This is a genomic window from Phaeobacter piscinae (genome assembly GCF_002407245.1).
In the GTDB taxonomy this organism is placed as follows: Bacteria; Pseudomonadota; Alphaproteobacteria; order Rhodobacterales; family Rhodobacteraceae; genus Phaeobacter; species Phaeobacter piscinae.
This window is the reverse complement of the sequence record NZ_CP010681.1, coordinates 2,330,923-2,344,682: the sequence shown is the minus strand read 5'-3', so window position 1 is coordinate 2,344,682 and position 13,760 is coordinate 2,330,923. Positions and strand designations below refer to the sequence as shown.

General features: G+C 61.6%; 13 protein-coding genes. 6 read left to right on the top strand and 7 right to left on the bottom strand.

Annotated features, from left to right (window positions below; genetic code table 11):
- Positions 1–19: 19 nt before the first annotated feature.
- The 3 genes from kdsA to phaeop14_RS11000 are packed head-to-tail and all read right to left on the bottom strand — an operon-like array spanning position 20 to position 3,201.
- Positions 20–853: a 3-deoxy-8-phosphooctulonate synthase gene (kdsA, locus tag phaeop14_RS11010; protein WP_096789551.1), complete on the bottom strand. Its 834-nt coding sequence runs from the start codon at positions 851–853 to the stop codon at positions 20–22.
- 4 nt (positions 854–857) lie between these two features.
- The gene (locus phaeop14_RS11005; protein WP_096789550.1) at positions 858–2,564 is read right to left on the bottom strand and encodes a KpsE/RkpR family capsule polysaccharide export protein; all 1,707 of its coding nucleotides are present in this window, start codon (positions 2,562–2,564) and stop codon (positions 858–860) included.
- Entirely contained in the window at positions 2,542–3,201 is a 660-nt protein-coding gene (locus phaeop14_RS11000) for an ABC transporter ATP-binding protein (protein WP_096789549.1), read from the bottom strand. The genes phaeop14_RS11005 and phaeop14_RS11000 overlap by 23 nt, the downstream gene beginning before the upstream one ends.
- 279 nt (positions 3,202–3,480) lie before the next feature.
- Here phaeop14_RS11000 and phaeop14_RS10995 point away from each other — a divergent pair, with 279 nt between their 5' ends.
- Both phaeop14_RS10995 and phaeop14_RS10990 read left to right on the top strand, forming a co-directional pair.
- Positions 3,481–4,074: a uracil-DNA glycosylase family protein gene (locus tag phaeop14_RS10995; RefSeq protein WP_040173993.1), complete on the top strand. Its 594-nt coding sequence runs from the start codon at positions 3,481–3,483 to the stop codon at positions 4,072–4,074.
- Positions 4,071–4,868, top strand: coding sequence for an SseB family protein (locus phaeop14_RS10990; protein WP_096789548.1), 798 nt, complete (start codon positions 4,071–4,073; stop codon positions 4,866–4,868). The genes phaeop14_RS10995 and phaeop14_RS10990 overlap by 4 nt, the downstream gene beginning before the upstream one ends.
- Positions 4,869–4,965: 97 nt before the next feature.
- On the opposite strand, the gene yghU is transcribed toward phaeop14_RS10990, so the two are convergent.
- Entirely contained in the window at positions 4,966–5,847 is an 882-nt protein-coding gene (gene yghU, locus phaeop14_RS10985; RefSeq protein WP_096789547.1) for a glutathione-dependent disulfide-bond oxidoreductase, read from the bottom strand.
- A gap of 393 nt (positions 5,848–6,240) precedes the next feature.
- Between yghU and phaeop14_RS10980 the strand changes: the two genes are divergently transcribed.
- Positions 6,241–6,759 (top strand): YHS domain-containing (seleno)protein, encoded by a 519-nt coding sequence (locus tag phaeop14_RS10980; RefSeq protein WP_040180196.1) that lies wholly within the window; start codon positions 6,241–6,243, stop codon positions 6,757–6,759.
- A 155-nt stretch (positions 6,760–6,914) separates the two neighbouring features.
- Here phaeop14_RS10980 and phaeop14_RS10975 read toward each other — a convergent pair whose 3' ends face one another.
- Complete coding sequence (locus phaeop14_RS10975) at positions 6,915–7,523, bottom strand: GcrA family cell cycle regulator (RefSeq protein ID WP_027246824.1); 609 nt, start codon at positions 7,521–7,523, stop codon at positions 6,915–6,917.
- 315 nt (positions 7,524–7,838) lie between these two features.
- On the opposite strand from phaeop14_RS10975, the gene phaeop14_RS10970 reads away from it, so the two are divergent.
- On the top strand, positions 7,839–8,675 hold the full coding sequence (locus tag phaeop14_RS10970; protein ID WP_096789546.1) for an ABC transporter permease: 837 nt from the start codon (positions 7,839–7,841) through the stop codon (positions 8,673–8,675).
- Here phaeop14_RS10970 and phaeop14_RS10965 read toward each other — a convergent pair.
- Positions 8,657–9,586, bottom strand: coding sequence for a DMT family transporter (locus phaeop14_RS10965; protein ID WP_096790291.1), 930 nt, complete (start codon positions 9,584–9,586; stop codon positions 8,657–8,659). The genes phaeop14_RS10970 and phaeop14_RS10965 overlap by 19 nt on opposite strands.
- A gap of 336 nt (positions 9,587–9,922) precedes the next feature.
- On the opposite strand from phaeop14_RS10965, the gene phaeop14_RS10960 reads away from it, so the two are divergent.
- Positions 9,923–11,107 (top strand): aspartate aminotransferase family protein, encoded by a 1,185-nt coding sequence (locus phaeop14_RS10960; RefSeq protein ID WP_096789545.1) that lies wholly within the window; start codon positions 9,923–9,925, stop codon positions 11,105–11,107.
- Between the two features lie 109 nt (positions 11,108–11,216).
- The gene (gene argF, locus phaeop14_RS10955; protein ID WP_096789544.1) at positions 11,217–12,143 is read left to right on the top strand and encodes an ornithine carbamoyltransferase; all 927 of its coding nucleotides are present in this window, start codon (positions 11,217–11,219) and stop codon (positions 12,141–12,143) included.
- A gap of 105 nt (positions 12,144–12,248) precedes the next feature.
- Here the strand turns inward: argF and phaeop14_RS10950 are convergent, their stop codons facing one another.
- Entirely contained in the window at positions 12,249–13,730 is a 1,482-nt protein-coding gene (locus phaeop14_RS10950) for an inorganic phosphate transporter (RefSeq protein WP_040174004.1), read from the bottom strand.
- Positions 13,731–13,760 lie beyond the last annotated feature (30 nt).

Below are 13,760 nucleotides of genomic sequence, written 5' to 3'. Positions count from 1 at the left end.
GATTACGCTCTCTTGTCGATCAGATGCGGATAGGGTCGGCCTTGGCCAGCGCATCAAAGCGCATCAGGCTCTCGATCAGCTTGGGCATCTGGTCCAGATAAATCATGTTTGGCCCGTCAGAGGGCGCGTTGTCCGGGTCCTCATGGGTTTCAATAAACAGCGACGCAATACCCAGCGACACTGCTGCACGCGCCATTAACGGCGCAAATTCACGCTGTCCACCGGTGGAGCCGCCTTTGCCACCGGGCTGCTGTACAGAATGGGTGGCGTCCATCACCACCGGGTAACCGCCCTGGGCCATCTGCGGCAGCGACCGCATGTCGGCGACCAGTGTATTGTAGCCAAATGAGGTGCCGCGCTCGGTCAGCAGGATGTTCTTATTGCCGGTGCTTTCCACCTTGGCGACGACATTGGCCATGTCCCAAGGGGCCAGGAACTGGCCCTTCTTGATGTTCACGGCCTTGCCGGTCTTGCCTGCGGCCAGCAGCATATCAGTCTGACGGCATAGGAAGGCCGGGATCTGCAGGATATCCACGGCCTCGGCCGCCACTGCACATTGCGCCTCTGTGTGGACGTCGGTCAGCACAGGCACGTCAAATTCCTTGGCGATGGTTTGCAGGACCTTCAGCCCCTCATCCACGCCCAGCCCACGTTTGCCGGACAGCGAGGTGCGGTTGGCCTTGTCATAGGAGGCCTTGAACACATATTGCGCGCCATATTTTGCGCAGGCCTCTTTCATCTGACCTGCGATCATGCGCGCATGGTCCAGGCTTTCCAGCTGGCAAGGGCCAGCAATGAGGGTCAGCGGGCGGTCATTGCCGATGCTGAGGTCGGCGACGGAGATATTTTTCATGGCGTTATGACGAAACCTGTTCTCGGAGGATGGACGCAGTAAGCGAGCACATCAGGTAAATACCGGAAAAGATCAGGAATGCCAAAATCGTATTTTCAAATCGGCGGGGATAGGTTGCTTCCTGGCTTGGGACGGGTTCCACGGCTGTCGTCAGATAGCGGACTTGACGGTTCGCCTCCATCCGGGTCTGCTCCACCTGTTGTAGCGCCGATTGCAGCATCATATCGCGGGTGGCCAGATCGGCCTGCGCCATCTGGATCTGCACTGTCAGGCTGGCGAGCGAGTTTTCGCCAGCTGAGGCGTCTATCATGCGATCATTCAACCGCTGAATGAGGCTGTTCAGCCGCGCGATGTCGGCACGCGCGCCATCCACCTTGGCTTGGTTGGGGCGGGCATTGTCCAGCAGGGCGGCCAGCTCCAGCTCCTTTTCCTGACGCTGCAACTCAAAGGTGCTGATCTGTGAGCGCAACGACATGATCACCCCCTCGGGGTCAAGCACCGTGCCGCGCTGTTGCAACCGCACCAGCCGTTCCTGGGCGTTGCGGCGTTTTTCCTCTGCCATCTCCAGCGCGGTTTCGGCATCGCCCACCTGATCGGAGCGTTTCTGCACCGACAATTGGTTCACCTTTTCCTGCGCATAGCTGATCAGCTTTTGGGAAAACTCGGCCGAGACCTGCGGATTGGCGGCCGTGACCTCCATCCGGACAACCCCCTCTGTCGGGTCATAGCCAATCTTCACGTTGCGGGAATAGGTCTTATAGGCTTCCTCATTGGTGGGGTTGTCTTCCAGCCGCTGGATCGGGTCGATCCACTCCTGCGTGAAATGGGATTTGAACCCGACCTCCCGGTCCAGCCGCAACATCGCCTCTTTCGATTGCAGGTAGCTTTGCACCGCGATCGAATCCTGACTGGTGGCAAACTGCGTGCCACTCAACAGCCCGCCCAGCCCGCCGCCACCGCCGGCGCTGTCGGCCTTAAGCACCAGAAATTCCGATTTCGCAGCATACATCGGCGTCGCAACGCCATAGAAATAATAGCCCGTAAGCGCCGTTGGCAGCATCACGAAAAACGCCAGCCGCGCGCCGAGCAGCAAGAGCTTGCGACGACGGCGACGGGCGATATCGCGCTGAATTTGCTGAATTTCGCGGTTGCGCCGCTCCGCCGGGCTCAACTCGGTTGCGGGCAGGGACACCTTGTCGGACGGCACCGTTTGCGGCAGCTGTACGCTGCCCGGTGCCTGCGGCGCACCAGCGGGCTGGGCCGTGTTGGGCTGTACCACCAGTTCCAGCATATTGGCGCGCTGGAACGGGTCGATCCCCTTCAGTCGCAGCTGACGCACAGCATCGAAATCGGAGGTGGCGGGCAGGTTGTTTTTCTGCGCAATCCGGCGGGCCAGCCGCAATTGGCGTCCTGTCAGCCCCTCCTTGCGGATCTCATCCAGATCGGTGGAGGGTTTGCCGGTCGTTGCTTTTGACGGCTCCTTAATGGAGATGGCGTCATCCGCAGGTGAGGTCTCGATGCGGCCAGGCGCCCCGGGACCTGCCTCTCCGGCGCCAGTCTGGCCTGCAGCTGTCGCCGATGCCATGGGCGGGGCAGCCTGGGCCGCGTCAGCGGCGCTGGGCGGCGGTACGGGGCGTGCAGCCGCGGGTTGCGCTGCGGCGCCTCCACTGCGGCGGACCCGGAATTTCTTAGCCTTGGGTTTGGTAGTCATAGAGCTGTTTCGCTTCTTCCAAGGTTTCAAACATATGCAACTGGCCATCCACCAGAACAGCCGCAGAACGAACAAATTTCTCCAGCGTCTTTGGCTGGTGCGACACCATGATAATGGTGGTGGTTTCAAGCCGTTCCTGCAGGATTGACCCGGCTTTCTTGTTGAATTCCACATCCGTGGTGCTGGGCATTCCCTCATCGATGAGGAAGATATCAAAATCCAGCGCCAGCATCAGCGCAAAACTGAACCGTGCCCGCATACCGGAGGAATAGGTGCCGACAGGTTGGTCAAAATACTCGCCCAGCCCACAGAGCCAGCGACAATAGGCTTCGACGTAATCGGGATCCAACCCGTAGAGATTGGCGATATAGCGGGCATTGGCCATCGCCGACAGGCGGTTGATCACCCCGCCCATAAACCCCAGTGGAAACGAGATCCGGCAGCCATGGCGAATTTCACCCTCATCGGGTTTCTCCAGCCCGGCCATCATATTGATCAAGGTGGTCTTGCCGGTGCCATTGGGCGCCAGCACCCCCATGGATTTGCCGAGGTCAACGCGAAAGGACACCCGGTCAAGGATCACCTTGCGCTGGGTGCCGGTCCAGAAGGACTTGCTCACGTTTTCAAACTCAAGCATCGCGTGTTCCGGTGCTGCTCTCGGCCCCGTTCCGGGGTCTCTCGTCCTCATGATGCGCCAGGCGGATCCCGACGGCCTTATGCCTGCACTAACAGATTTGTGTTAACGATATAGGCTGCTATTTGGACCATATTATGTCCAATTGTTGTGGGATTTATCAACGCTCCGTTAGTCAGATGACGCGGCTTTGATCACATGGCGACGTTCTTGCAGGCTGCATGGCAGGCGAACAGACAGGGTGCCATGAGGCTGCGAACGGGCAGATAACAGGGGGCAGAGATGACCACAATCGAGGATCTGAGGCAGGAGATTCGCGCCTGTCGGCTATGTGCGGAACGGTTTGCCGCAACCGTGACCCGGCACAGCCCGCGCCCGGTTGCCTGGTTCGACAGTGCCGCGCGTATCCTGATCGCCGGTCAGGCACCGGGCGCGCGCGTTCACGCCAGCGGTCGCCCCTTTACCGATCCGTCCGGGGATCGCCTGCGGGAGTGGCTGGGGTTGAGTGAGGCGCAATTCTACGACCAGTCGCTTGTGGCAATCGTGCCGATGGCCTTCTGTTTTCCGGGCTATTCCGCAAAAAAGGCGGATCTGCCGCCCCCAGCAATCTGTCGCACCACCTGGCATGATCGGGTGATGACCAGCCTGCCCAATATTGGTCTGCGCGTGCTGGTTGGCGGCTATGCCCACAGCTATCATCTGGGCGGTAAACAGTCGGTGCAGGCGCGGGTTGAAGGCTGGCGAGACCATGCGCCGCAAGAGTTTCCCTTGCCACATCCGTCCTGGCGCAATACCGCATGGCTGAAACGCAATCCCTGGTTTGAGACCGACTTGCTGCCGGTCCTGCGCGCCCGGGTTCAGGAGCTGATATCATGACTGACGCCACCCCTCTGGATCACAGCCACGCCGCAATGCTGGCCGCCCCCCAGGACGATGCGGCCCGCCTGCGGTTCTACGAGCGGCTGGCAGATAGCGAATTATTCCTGATGCTGACCAAAGAACCCGAGGGCGACACCATTGCGCCGGAGCTGTTCGAGACCTCCGATGGCACCTTTGCACTGGTGTTTGATCGCGAGGACCGGCTGGCAGAATTCGCCGGGCGCATCGTTCCTTATGCCGCTTTGTCGGGTCGGGTTGTGGTGCAGATGCTGGCGGGGCAGGGGGCAGGGGCCAAAATTGGCCTTGGTGTTAACCTTGATGTGGCGCCGTCCGCGATCTTGATCCCTGCTGAGGCGGTGGCCTGGCTGCATGACACGCTGGGCCAGACCCCGGCTGAGGTCGATGCCGCGATTGAGGCGATCACCGCGCCCAAGGGCCTGCCGGAGATGCTGATCACGGCGCTTGACACCAAACTCGCCACGGCTGTGGGGCTGGCACAATCCGCCTATCTGGTGGGACTGCACTATCGTGGCGGCGGGCAGGGCCATCTCCTCGGATTTGTTGATGCCAAGGAGGCCGCGCAATCCGCATTGGCCAAGGCGGTGGGAGAGGCGCTGACCTTCTCCGGGGTTGAGGCGGGTGCGCTGGATGTCGGCTTCTTTGCCAGCAGCGATGCGATGGCCGCGCGGCTGGCGCAGGCCGGGCTGCGGTTTGATCTGCCGCAACCGGCGGAACCGGTGCTGCCGTCGGCCCCCGGACGCGACCCGGAAAACCCGCCTCGGCTCAGCTGAGGCAGTAGGTCTCAAACAGAAACATCGCGACCCTGCTCGGGGCCGCGATGTCCAGTGTCTTCTGCCGTGGTGAAAGGCGGGGCGACCCCGCCCGCGGTCAGCTGTCCGCGTCAGCCGGTTCCAGCTTGTCCTGTGTCTTGGTCTCAAAATCGGACGCATCGTGACGTTCGCGCAACTGGGTGTGCAACTCACCAAAGGCCCGGTTGACCATGCGGCCCCGTGACACCGCTGGACGCGCGTCGATTTCCTTCGCCCAACGCAGCACATGGGTGTAGCTCTCCACGTCCAGGAACTCTGCCGCCTCATAAAGACGGCCCAGCACCAGCTGGCCGTACCAGGCCCAGATCGCCATATCGGCGATGGAGTAATCCTCTCCCGCGATATATCGGTTGTCGGCCAGCTGCCGGTCCAGCACATCCAATTGGCGTTTGGCTTCCATCGAGAAGCGATTGATCGGGTATTCGTATTTCTCCGGCGCATAGGCATAGAAATGGCCAAAGCCACCGCCGAGATAAGGCGCGCTGCCCATCTGCCAGAACAGCCAGTTCATCACCTCGGCGCGCGCGGCCCCCTCCTTGGGCAGGAAGGCGTCGAATTTCTCCGCCAGATGCACCAGGATTGAGCCGGATTCAAACACCCGTACCGGTGCATCGCCGCTGCGGTCCATCAATGCCGGGATCTTGGAGTTCGGATTGACCTCGACAAAACCGGAGCCAAACTGATCTCCTTCGCCGATATTGATCAGCCAGGCGTCATATTCGGAGCCACTGTGACCTGCGGCCAGCAGCTCCTCCAGCATCACCGTGACCTTCACCCCGTTGGGTGTGGCCAGTGAATAGAGCTGATAGGGATGCTCGCCCACCGGCAGTTCCTTATCATGGGTGGCCCCGGCAATGGGACGGTTGATTGAGGCAAAGCGGCCGCCGCTTTCCTGTTCCCAAGTCCAGACTTTTGGCGGGGTGTAGGTTGTGTCACTCATCTGTTGGCCTTGTTTTAAAACGGTTTTCGAATGTGTCAGTCGGGCATGTTGCGCCGCCCCGAAGGAAGGGGCAACGCGGCATTGTGCAAAACATAAGCAGGCCGCGCAAAATTCCAATGACTGGAAGGTCTGCCGCCTACACTTTTTGTTGACCATCGCTGGGCCAAGGTAGCTAGCGTCGATGTCATGACTCCGCAGCAAATATCTCCACCCAGAACCCGCCTGTAACAAAACATACGCCTCAGATCACGCAGGCTCCGTATCGGACACAGGGGCGTGAGCCCCCCTTCGCATCGCGGCGGATCTGAATATTGTCTAGCCAGCCCGGCTGTGATGGTCGGCGTACAGTTTTGCCCGGGAGCCCTTTGACCCGTGCCCTTGAAAGGATAGTCTATGAAACGCGTTCTCTTTGCCGCCCTTGCCGCTGCCTCCTTTGGTCTGCCTGCCTTTGCCGGGGATCAATATATCGACAGCACCGGCTTTGCGGTCTCCGGCTATGACGTTGTGGCCTACCGCGATCTGGCGCAGAACCCCGTTGGCAGCGCCCAGCCCGCAGCGGTGCCGGGCAATGCGGCCTACACGGCTGAGCATAACGGCGCCACCTTCGCTTTCTCCAGTGCAGAGAACCGCGACAAGTTTGCGGCCAACCCGGAGTATTACGCGCCGCAATATGACGGTCACTGCGCCTATGGCGTCTCTAAGGGGGGCAAGGTTCCGGGCAATCCAAACCTGTGGCGCATCGTGGATGACAAGCTGTACCTCAACATCACCAAAAACGTTGTTGGCTTCTGGGAAGAGGATATTCCCGGCAATATCAACCTTGCTCAGGGCAACTGGCCCGAGATTGAACCAGCGGACGCCTCCAAGAATGTGATCCCGAACTTCACATCCTCCGCCCCGGAACAGGGCTGATCCGGGCGATCCGTTAGGGAGAGAGCAGGGGCTATACCCTGCACCCTCCCCAAACGGCAGAGCCCAAAGAAAACAGCGCCCCGGAGCAATCCGAGGCGCTGTTTTGATCTTCAAGCGATGGCCGATCTTCTGCAAGGTCGAGGCCGACCCGCAGTTTACCGTTTGCGGTCGCGGCGTGCGCTCATCGGCTGGAACGCCACACCGACATGGGCTTCGCAATAGGGTTTGCCCTGCTGAACAGGCAGGCCGCAGAACCAGAAATCCTCGGTCGCGGGATCGCCCACGGGCCATTTGCACGTCCGCTCGGTCAGTTCCATCAGGCCCAGCTTCTTGGCCTTTTTCTCGATCTCATTGACCTTGGCCAGCGCTTCGGGGCTGATTTCATTGGCCGAGGGCTGCGGCGGCAGCGGCTGGCCGGCCGGAATGATCTGGCGGCGTGCAGGCGTGGCCGGGCGACCTTCGGCAGAGGCCGCAGGCTCAGGCGTCACCGGGCGGGCCGGTTCGGTCTTGGGCTGCGGCTTGGGCTTCGCCGGTGCGGCCGCAGCTGCGGCGGGCGCCGGTTTTGGTGCCGCGGCGGGTTTTTCCTTGGGCTCGGCGGCGGGTTTGGCCGTACCGCTGTTGCGGTTGGACAGTCCCAGGCGATGCACCTTGCCAATCACGGCGTTGCGGGTCACGCCGCCCAGTTCCTTGGCGATCTGGCTTGCAGATTGCCCTTCGCCCCACATTTTCTTGAGCAGTTCGACGCGCTCGTCTGTCCAGGACATCTGTTGCCTTTCCAAGCTAAAAGCGGCCCCAGATCCTGCGGCCGCCATCGAATTCCGTATCAGGCCCCTATTCTAATCACTGCGTGCCGAGTTACAAGGGCGTCTTGCGCCTCGGGGTCTGCTCTCTTGGTCCTTATTGGCCCCTGCCAGCCTTTGGCAGAGGCGCTTTGGGTGTGAAAGCCGCTTGCCCCGGCAGGGTGGGCATGGTTTGACGCAGAGGATCGACCGATGAGGACGACCTGGGGCCGTCACCGACCAGTAAGCCCACAAGATTGGCCCACAGATAGTCCCCGCAGATAAGCAAAGAGGCGCGACATGGTACAGCACACCCCAGAGCAGACAGCACCGGCGACACCGGCCATCGCCCTTGGAGAGCGGCGCTTCGGGCGGATGAACTGGCTGGGTCTGCGCACGCTGGCGCGGCGCGAAATCACCCGGTTTCTGGTGGTCTGGACCCAAACGCTGATGGCGCCAATGGTGACGGCGGCGCTGTTCCTGATGATTTTCAATATTGCCATTGGTCCGGGGCGGGGCGATGTTATGGGCGTGCCCTTCATCGAATTTCTGGCCCCCGGTATCATGATGATGACGGTGATTCAGAATGCTTTTGCCAATACGTCATCGTCGATTGTGATCACCAAGGTGCAGGGCAATATCGTCGATACGCTGATGCCACCCTTGTCGGGGTTTGAAATCCTGCTTGGCTATCTGGCCGGGGCGGTGGCGCGCGGCGTTCTTGTCGCGCTGGGCATTGGCACCGGGTTGATGCTGGTGCTGGGTGTGGTGCCGGAACATCCGCTGGTGGCCCTGCTGTTCGTGGTGCTTGGTGCGCTGTTTCTGGGCGGGCTGGGCATTGTCGCCGGTGTCTTTGCCGAGAAATTCGATCAGATGGCGGCGATCACCAATTTCATTGTGACCCCGCTCGCCTTTCTTTCGGGCACCTTCTATTCGGTGGAGGCGCTGCCGCCGGTGCTGCGGCTGCTGTCACATCTCAACCCGGTGTTCTACCTGATCGACGGGGTGCGATTCGGGGTGATCGGCACCTCCGACAGCTCCCCTCTGCTCGGACTGCTGGTTTGCAGTCTGTCCAGTGCGGCGATTGGCACATTGGCCTGGCTGATGCTGCGCAGCGGCTACCGGCTGAAGTCCTGATCCGCCTGCGCGCCCGGATCCACATGTAGGGTCGGCACCCGCTGCCGCCCCTCGCGCCAGGCCAGGAGCGCCGCGCCCGCCAGGATGATCACCGCGCCCAGAACGGTGATCGCATCCGGCGCCTCGGCAAAGACGGCAAAATCATAGATCGCGGCAAAGATCAGCGTGGCATAGCTGAACGGCGCCACAAAAGATGCATCCGCCCGCGCCATTCCATTGATGAAACAGCCCTGCGCACAGGCCATCATGGAGCCAAGCGCGACCATCAACGCCCATTGCTCGGCTGTTGGTGGCTGCCAGACTGCGATCACCGCAACGCTGGCAATCAGGGACCCCAGCAGATTGTTGAACCACAGGATCTGCAGCGGCTTCTCCCGCCCGGCCAACCGTTTGATAAAAATCAACTCCAGCCCCATCACCGCCGCCGCCGCCAGCGCCAGCAGGCTTGCGGGCTGAAAACTGGCAGGGGTGGGGCGCAGCAGAACCATCGCCCCCAGAAGCGCAATCGCCGCCGCCGCCCAACGCCAGCGCCCAACCGTTTCCCCCAGCAGGGGGATCGCCAGCAGCATGCCAAAGACCGGGTTCAGAAAGGTGATCGCGGTGGCATCGGCCAGCGGGATGTAAGCCACGGCGGCAAACATCAGCGTCACCCCCATCCAGCCAAAACTGGTGCGCCCCAGATGCAGCCCCCAATGCGGCGCGGTGAACCGGGGGCGCCGCAGCGCAACCAGGGTGCTGATCGCCAAAAACGCAAACACGAACCGGCCAAAACTGATCTGCAGCGGATGCAGCGGTGCCCCCAGAGCCTCTGTGCCAAGCGCTTTGGCGACCAGCGTGGTGCCTGCGATGAACACCGTGGCGAGCAGGATCAGCGCAGCGGCGAGGGCGGGGTTCTGACGGGTGTTGATCATGCTGCCAGCACTGCCCGTTGCTGCCACCAAAAGCAAGCCACCAGAGGGGGCACCGTGGGTGAGCTGGCTGGCGCATCTGCCGATTGCAACAGCTGATACCTTCGAATTGATCAGCCGCGCTGACAAACGGTCTTTTCTTTTCACAAAACCTCCGTTATGGACGCAATCATGATCACCGCTGCACATATCACTCTGCTGCGACGCCGACGCCACAGCGCGTAATCCGGCCCCGATCCCCCGTGCCCTGTTGCGGCACATCCAACTTCTCCAATATCGTTGACCCTGCGGCCCGGCTGCGTCACTGCTTGGCCCAACATGTCCAAAAGGAAGATCCCGATGATCCCGTCCGTTCTGCCCACTTATAATCGTGCGCCCCTCAGCTTCGTGAAGGGCGAAGGCGCCTGGCTGATCGAGGCGGATGGGCGACGTTTTCTGGATCTGGCAGCGGGCATTGCGGTGAATGCGTTGGGTCATGCCCATCCGGCCCTGGTGAAGGCGCTGACCGATCAGGCCGAAACCCTCTGGCATGTCTCCAACCTCTATCACATCCCGCAGCAGCAGGCGCTGGCGGATCGGCTGGTGGAGCACAGCTTTGCCGATACGGTGTTTTTCACCAACTCCGGCACAGAGTCCTGCGAACTGGCGGTGAAGATGGCGCGGAAGTATTTCCACGACAAAGGCCAGCCTGAGCGGGTGGAGATCCTGACCTTCTCCGGCTCCTTCCATGGCCGCTCCTCGGCCGGGATCTCCGCCGCCGGCTCTGAGAAGATGACCGGTGGCTTTGGGCCCATGTTGCCGGGGTTCACACATCTGATGTTTGGCGATCTGGATGGGGTCACGGACGCCATCAGCGATCACACCGCCGCCATTCTGATCGAACCGGTGCAGGGGGAGGGCGGCATCCGCCCGGTGCCTGACGCCGAACTGAAGGCGCTGCGCCAGATCTGTGATGAGCATGGCCTGTTGCTGATCCTCGATGAGGTGCAATGCGGCGTGGGCCGGACCGGCAAGCTCTTTGCCCATGAGTGGGCCGGAATCACCCCGGACATCATGATGGTGGCGAAGGGCATTGGCGGCGGCTTCCCTCTGGGCGCAGTGCTGGCCACCGAAGAGGCCGCCTCCGGCATGACCGCCGGCACCCATGGCTCCACCTATGGCGGCAATCCCCTGGGCTGTGCGGTGGGCTGCGCGGTGATGGATCATGTCACCGACCCGGAATTCCTTGCCGAGGTGAACCGCAAGGCCGGTCTCCTGCGCCAGAAGCTTGAAGGGCTGGTGGCCGCCCATCCGCAGGTCTTTGAAGAGGTTCGCGGCAGCGGTCTGATGCTGGGTCTGAAATGTGTCGCGGCCAATACCGATGTGGTGGCCGCAGGCTATCAGGCTGAAGTGGTCACCGTGCCCGCCGCTGACAATGTGGTCCGCCTGCTGCCGCCGCTGACTCTCACCGATGAGGATATCGCTGAGGCCTTCACCCGGCTTGATCAGGCCGCCACCGCTGTGGAGGCCAAAGCGGACGCCTGAGGCGTCATCTTTCCAGAAATACTCCGGGGGTGCGGGGGCTGGCCCCCGCGCCTGGCCGCAACGGCACCCGCCCCGGCAAGACACAAGCACAACGAAAGCGACGTTCGATATGAACCATTTCCTAGATATCCATAAAACCGATGCCACCGACCTGCGGGCGATCATTGATCAGGCCAGCGCCACCAAACAGGCCCGCCTCGGTCGCCCCATGGCGGCGCCGGATGATGAGCTGCCGCTGAAGGATTGCATGGTGGCGCTGATTTTTGAAAAACCCTCCACCCGGACCCGCGTGTCCTTCGACGTCGGCGTACGCCAGATGGGCGGCCAGACTATGGTGCTGTCGGGCAATGATATGCAGCTGGGCCACGGTGAGACCATCGCCGACACCGCCCGCGTGCTCAGCCGTTATGTCGACATGATCATGATCCGGACCTTTGATGAAACCGTGCTGACCGAAATGGCGGACTATGCCTCGGTACCGGTGATCAACGGCCTCACCGATCGCACCCATCCCTGCCAGATCATGGCTGATGTCTTGACCTATGAGGAACATCGCGGCCCCATCAAGGGCAAGAAAGTCGTCTGGTGCGGCGATGGCAACAATGTCTGTGCGTCCTTCCTGCATGCCGCCGCGCAGTTTGAATTCGATCTCACCTTCACTGGCCCGTCCCAGCTTGATCCGGAGCCTGAGTTCATCGGCCTTGCGCGCAAGGCAGGGTCACAGGTGATCATCGAACGCGACGCTGCCAAAGCGGTCGAGGGCGCTGATCTGGTGGTTGCCGACACGTGGGTTTCAATGCACGACAGCCAGTCCTCCAAGGAGCGCCGCCACAACATGCTGCGCGGCTATCAGGTGAATGACGCGCTGATGGCCCATGCCAAACCCGATGCGCTGTTCATGCATTGCCTGCCTGCCCACCGCGAGGAAGAGGTGACCTCCGCCGTGATGGACGGCCCGCAGTCGGTGATCTTTGACGAGGCCGAAAACCGTCTGCACGCACAAAAGGCGATCATGCGCTACTGCCTCGGCGCCTGAACCACGTTCCTCAGCCCGTGAAGAGCGCAATAAAAATCCGCCGCATCCGGTCAGGATGCGGCGGTTTTTCTATTTCAGGTCGGGGCGTCAGGCCGGGGGCCGGGATCACATGGTGATCGCGGTCAGCGCCAGGAAGACACAGCCCGACAGCAGGGCGGCGGCCGGCACGGTGATCACCCAGGCGGCAGCAATGGTCATGAAGTGGCTGCGACGCACCAACTTGCGACGACGGCGCTCTTCCGGTGCAATCCGCTTGGTTTCAGGTCGCGTGGCGGAACTGCGCTTCAGACGGCGTTCCATATGCCATTCACGGAAGAAACCCACGCCAAACACAGCCCCCACCGCGATGTGGGTGGAGGATACCGGCAGCCCCAGCCAGCTGGCCACAATCACGGTGATCGCCGCCGACAGCGACACACAATAGGCGCGCATCGGGTTCAATTTGGTGATCTGGCTGCCGACCATGCGGATCAGCTTGGGGCCGAACAGGAACAGACCAAAGGAGATGCCAAAGGCGCCGATCACCATGACCCAGGTCGGGATCGCCACTTTGGACGCGATATCGCCAAACTCGGTGGTGTGCACAATCGCTGCCAGCGGACCCACCGCATTGGCCACATCATTGGCACCATGGGCAAAGGACAAGAGCGCGGCAGAAATCACCAGCGGGATTGAAAACAGCACCTTCAGAGATTTGTTGCGGTTCTCCATGCCCTCGGACTGACGCTTGATCAGCGGCGCGGTCACCACATAGGACAGCCCGCCAACCGCGGCACCGATCAGCAGCGCAATTTCCAGATCAATCTTGATGATCCGCTTCAGGCCCTTCAGCGCCAGATAGGAGGCAAACGCCCCCGCCATGATGCCCACCAGCACCGGCACCCAGCGGCGCGCGGCAGCGATTTTGTCGTCCTGATAAATGATCTTGGCCTTGATAAAGGCCAGGAACAGCGCCGCAATCACGCCGCCCAATACGGGTGAGATCACCCAGCTGGCAGCGATCTTGCTCATGGTGGGCCAGTTCACAGCTCCAAACCCGGCCGCAGCAATGCCTGCGCCCATGACGCCGCCGACAACCGAATGGGTGGTTGAGACCGGCGCGCCGATCCAGGTCGCGAGGTTGACCCACAGCGCTGAGGAAATCAGCGCCGCCATCATGGCCCAGATGAACACTTCGGAGCTGGCAACGCCCGCAGGGTCAATAATGCCCTTGGAAATGGTCGAGACCACATCGCCGCCGGCCAGCAGCGCACCGGCGCTTTCGGCGAGCGCAGCGATCACAATGGCCCCACCCATGGTCAGCGCATTGGCACCCACCGCAGGACCCATGTTGTTGGCCACGTCATTGGCACCAATGTTCAGCGCCATATAGGCGCCAAAGGCCGCAGCCGCGATCACCACGAAGTTCGACGGCGCCGAGCCGAGGAACACCGCAGCGCCAACACCGGCGAGGGCGATGAAGACCAGCGCGATGCCGGGAGCAACCAGCGGGCGCGACACATAAGATGTCGCCAGTTCAAGTTGAGAGATCCGGTTAAGATCCCGGTCCAGTGTCTTCCACTGCGGTCGCTGCGGTGCGTCGCTCATTGTATCGATCCCGATTCAAAAGTTGCGCAC

What these genes read in the sequence shown, in the direction of transcription:
- phaeop14_RS10965 (WP_096790291.1), bottom strand. Translation starts at nt 9,586, where the DNA reads ATGATCAACACCCGTCAGAACCCCGCCCTCGCCGCTGCGCTGATCCTG.
- phaeop14_RS10970 (WP_096789546.1), top strand. Translation starts at nt 7,839, where the DNA reads ATGGTACAGCACACCCCAGAGCAGACAGCACCGGCGACACCGGCCATC.
- argF (WP_096789544.1), top strand. Translation starts at nt 11,217, where the DNA reads ATGAACCATTTCCTAGATATCCATAAAACCGATGCCACCGACCTGCGG.
- phaeop14_RS10960 (WP_096789545.1), top strand. Translation starts at nt 9,923, where the DNA reads ATGATCCCGTCCGTTCTGCCCACTTATAATCGTGCGCCCCTCAGCTTC.
- phaeop14_RS10975 (WP_027246824.1), bottom strand. Translation starts at nt 7,523, where the DNA reads ATGTCCTGGACAGACGAGCGCGTCGAACTGCTCAAGAAAATGTGGGGC.
- phaeop14_RS11000 (WP_096789549.1), bottom strand. Translation starts at nt 3,201, where the DNA reads ATGCTTGAGTTTGAAAACGTGAGCAAGTCCTTCTGGACCGGCACCCAG.
- phaeop14_RS10980 (WP_040180196.1), top strand. Translation starts at nt 6,241, where the DNA reads ATGAAACGCGTTCTCTTTGCCGCCCTTGCCGCTGCCTCCTTTGGTCTG.
- phaeop14_RS11005 (WP_096789550.1), bottom strand. Translation starts at nt 2,564, where the DNA reads ATGACTACCAAACCCAAGGCTAAGAAATTCCGGGTCCGCCGCAGTGGA.
- phaeop14_RS10950 (WP_040174004.1), bottom strand. Translation starts at nt 13,730, where the DNA reads ATGAGCGACGCACCGCAGCGACCGCAGTGGAAGACACTGGACCGGGAT.
- phaeop14_RS10995 (WP_040173993.1), top strand. Translation starts at nt 3,481, where the DNA reads ATGACCACAATCGAGGATCTGAGGCAGGAGATTCGCGCCTGTCGGCTA.
- kdsA (WP_096789551.1), bottom strand. Translation starts at nt 853, where the DNA reads ATGAAAAATATCTCCGTCGCCGACCTCAGCATCGGCAATGACCGCCCG.
- yghU (WP_096789547.1), bottom strand. Translation starts at nt 5,847, where the DNA reads ATGAGTGACACAACCTACACCCCGCCAAAAGTCTGGACTTGGGAACAG.
- phaeop14_RS10990 (WP_096789548.1), top strand. Translation starts at nt 4,071, where the DNA reads ATGACTGACGCCACCCCTCTGGATCACAGCCACGCCGCAATGCTGGCC.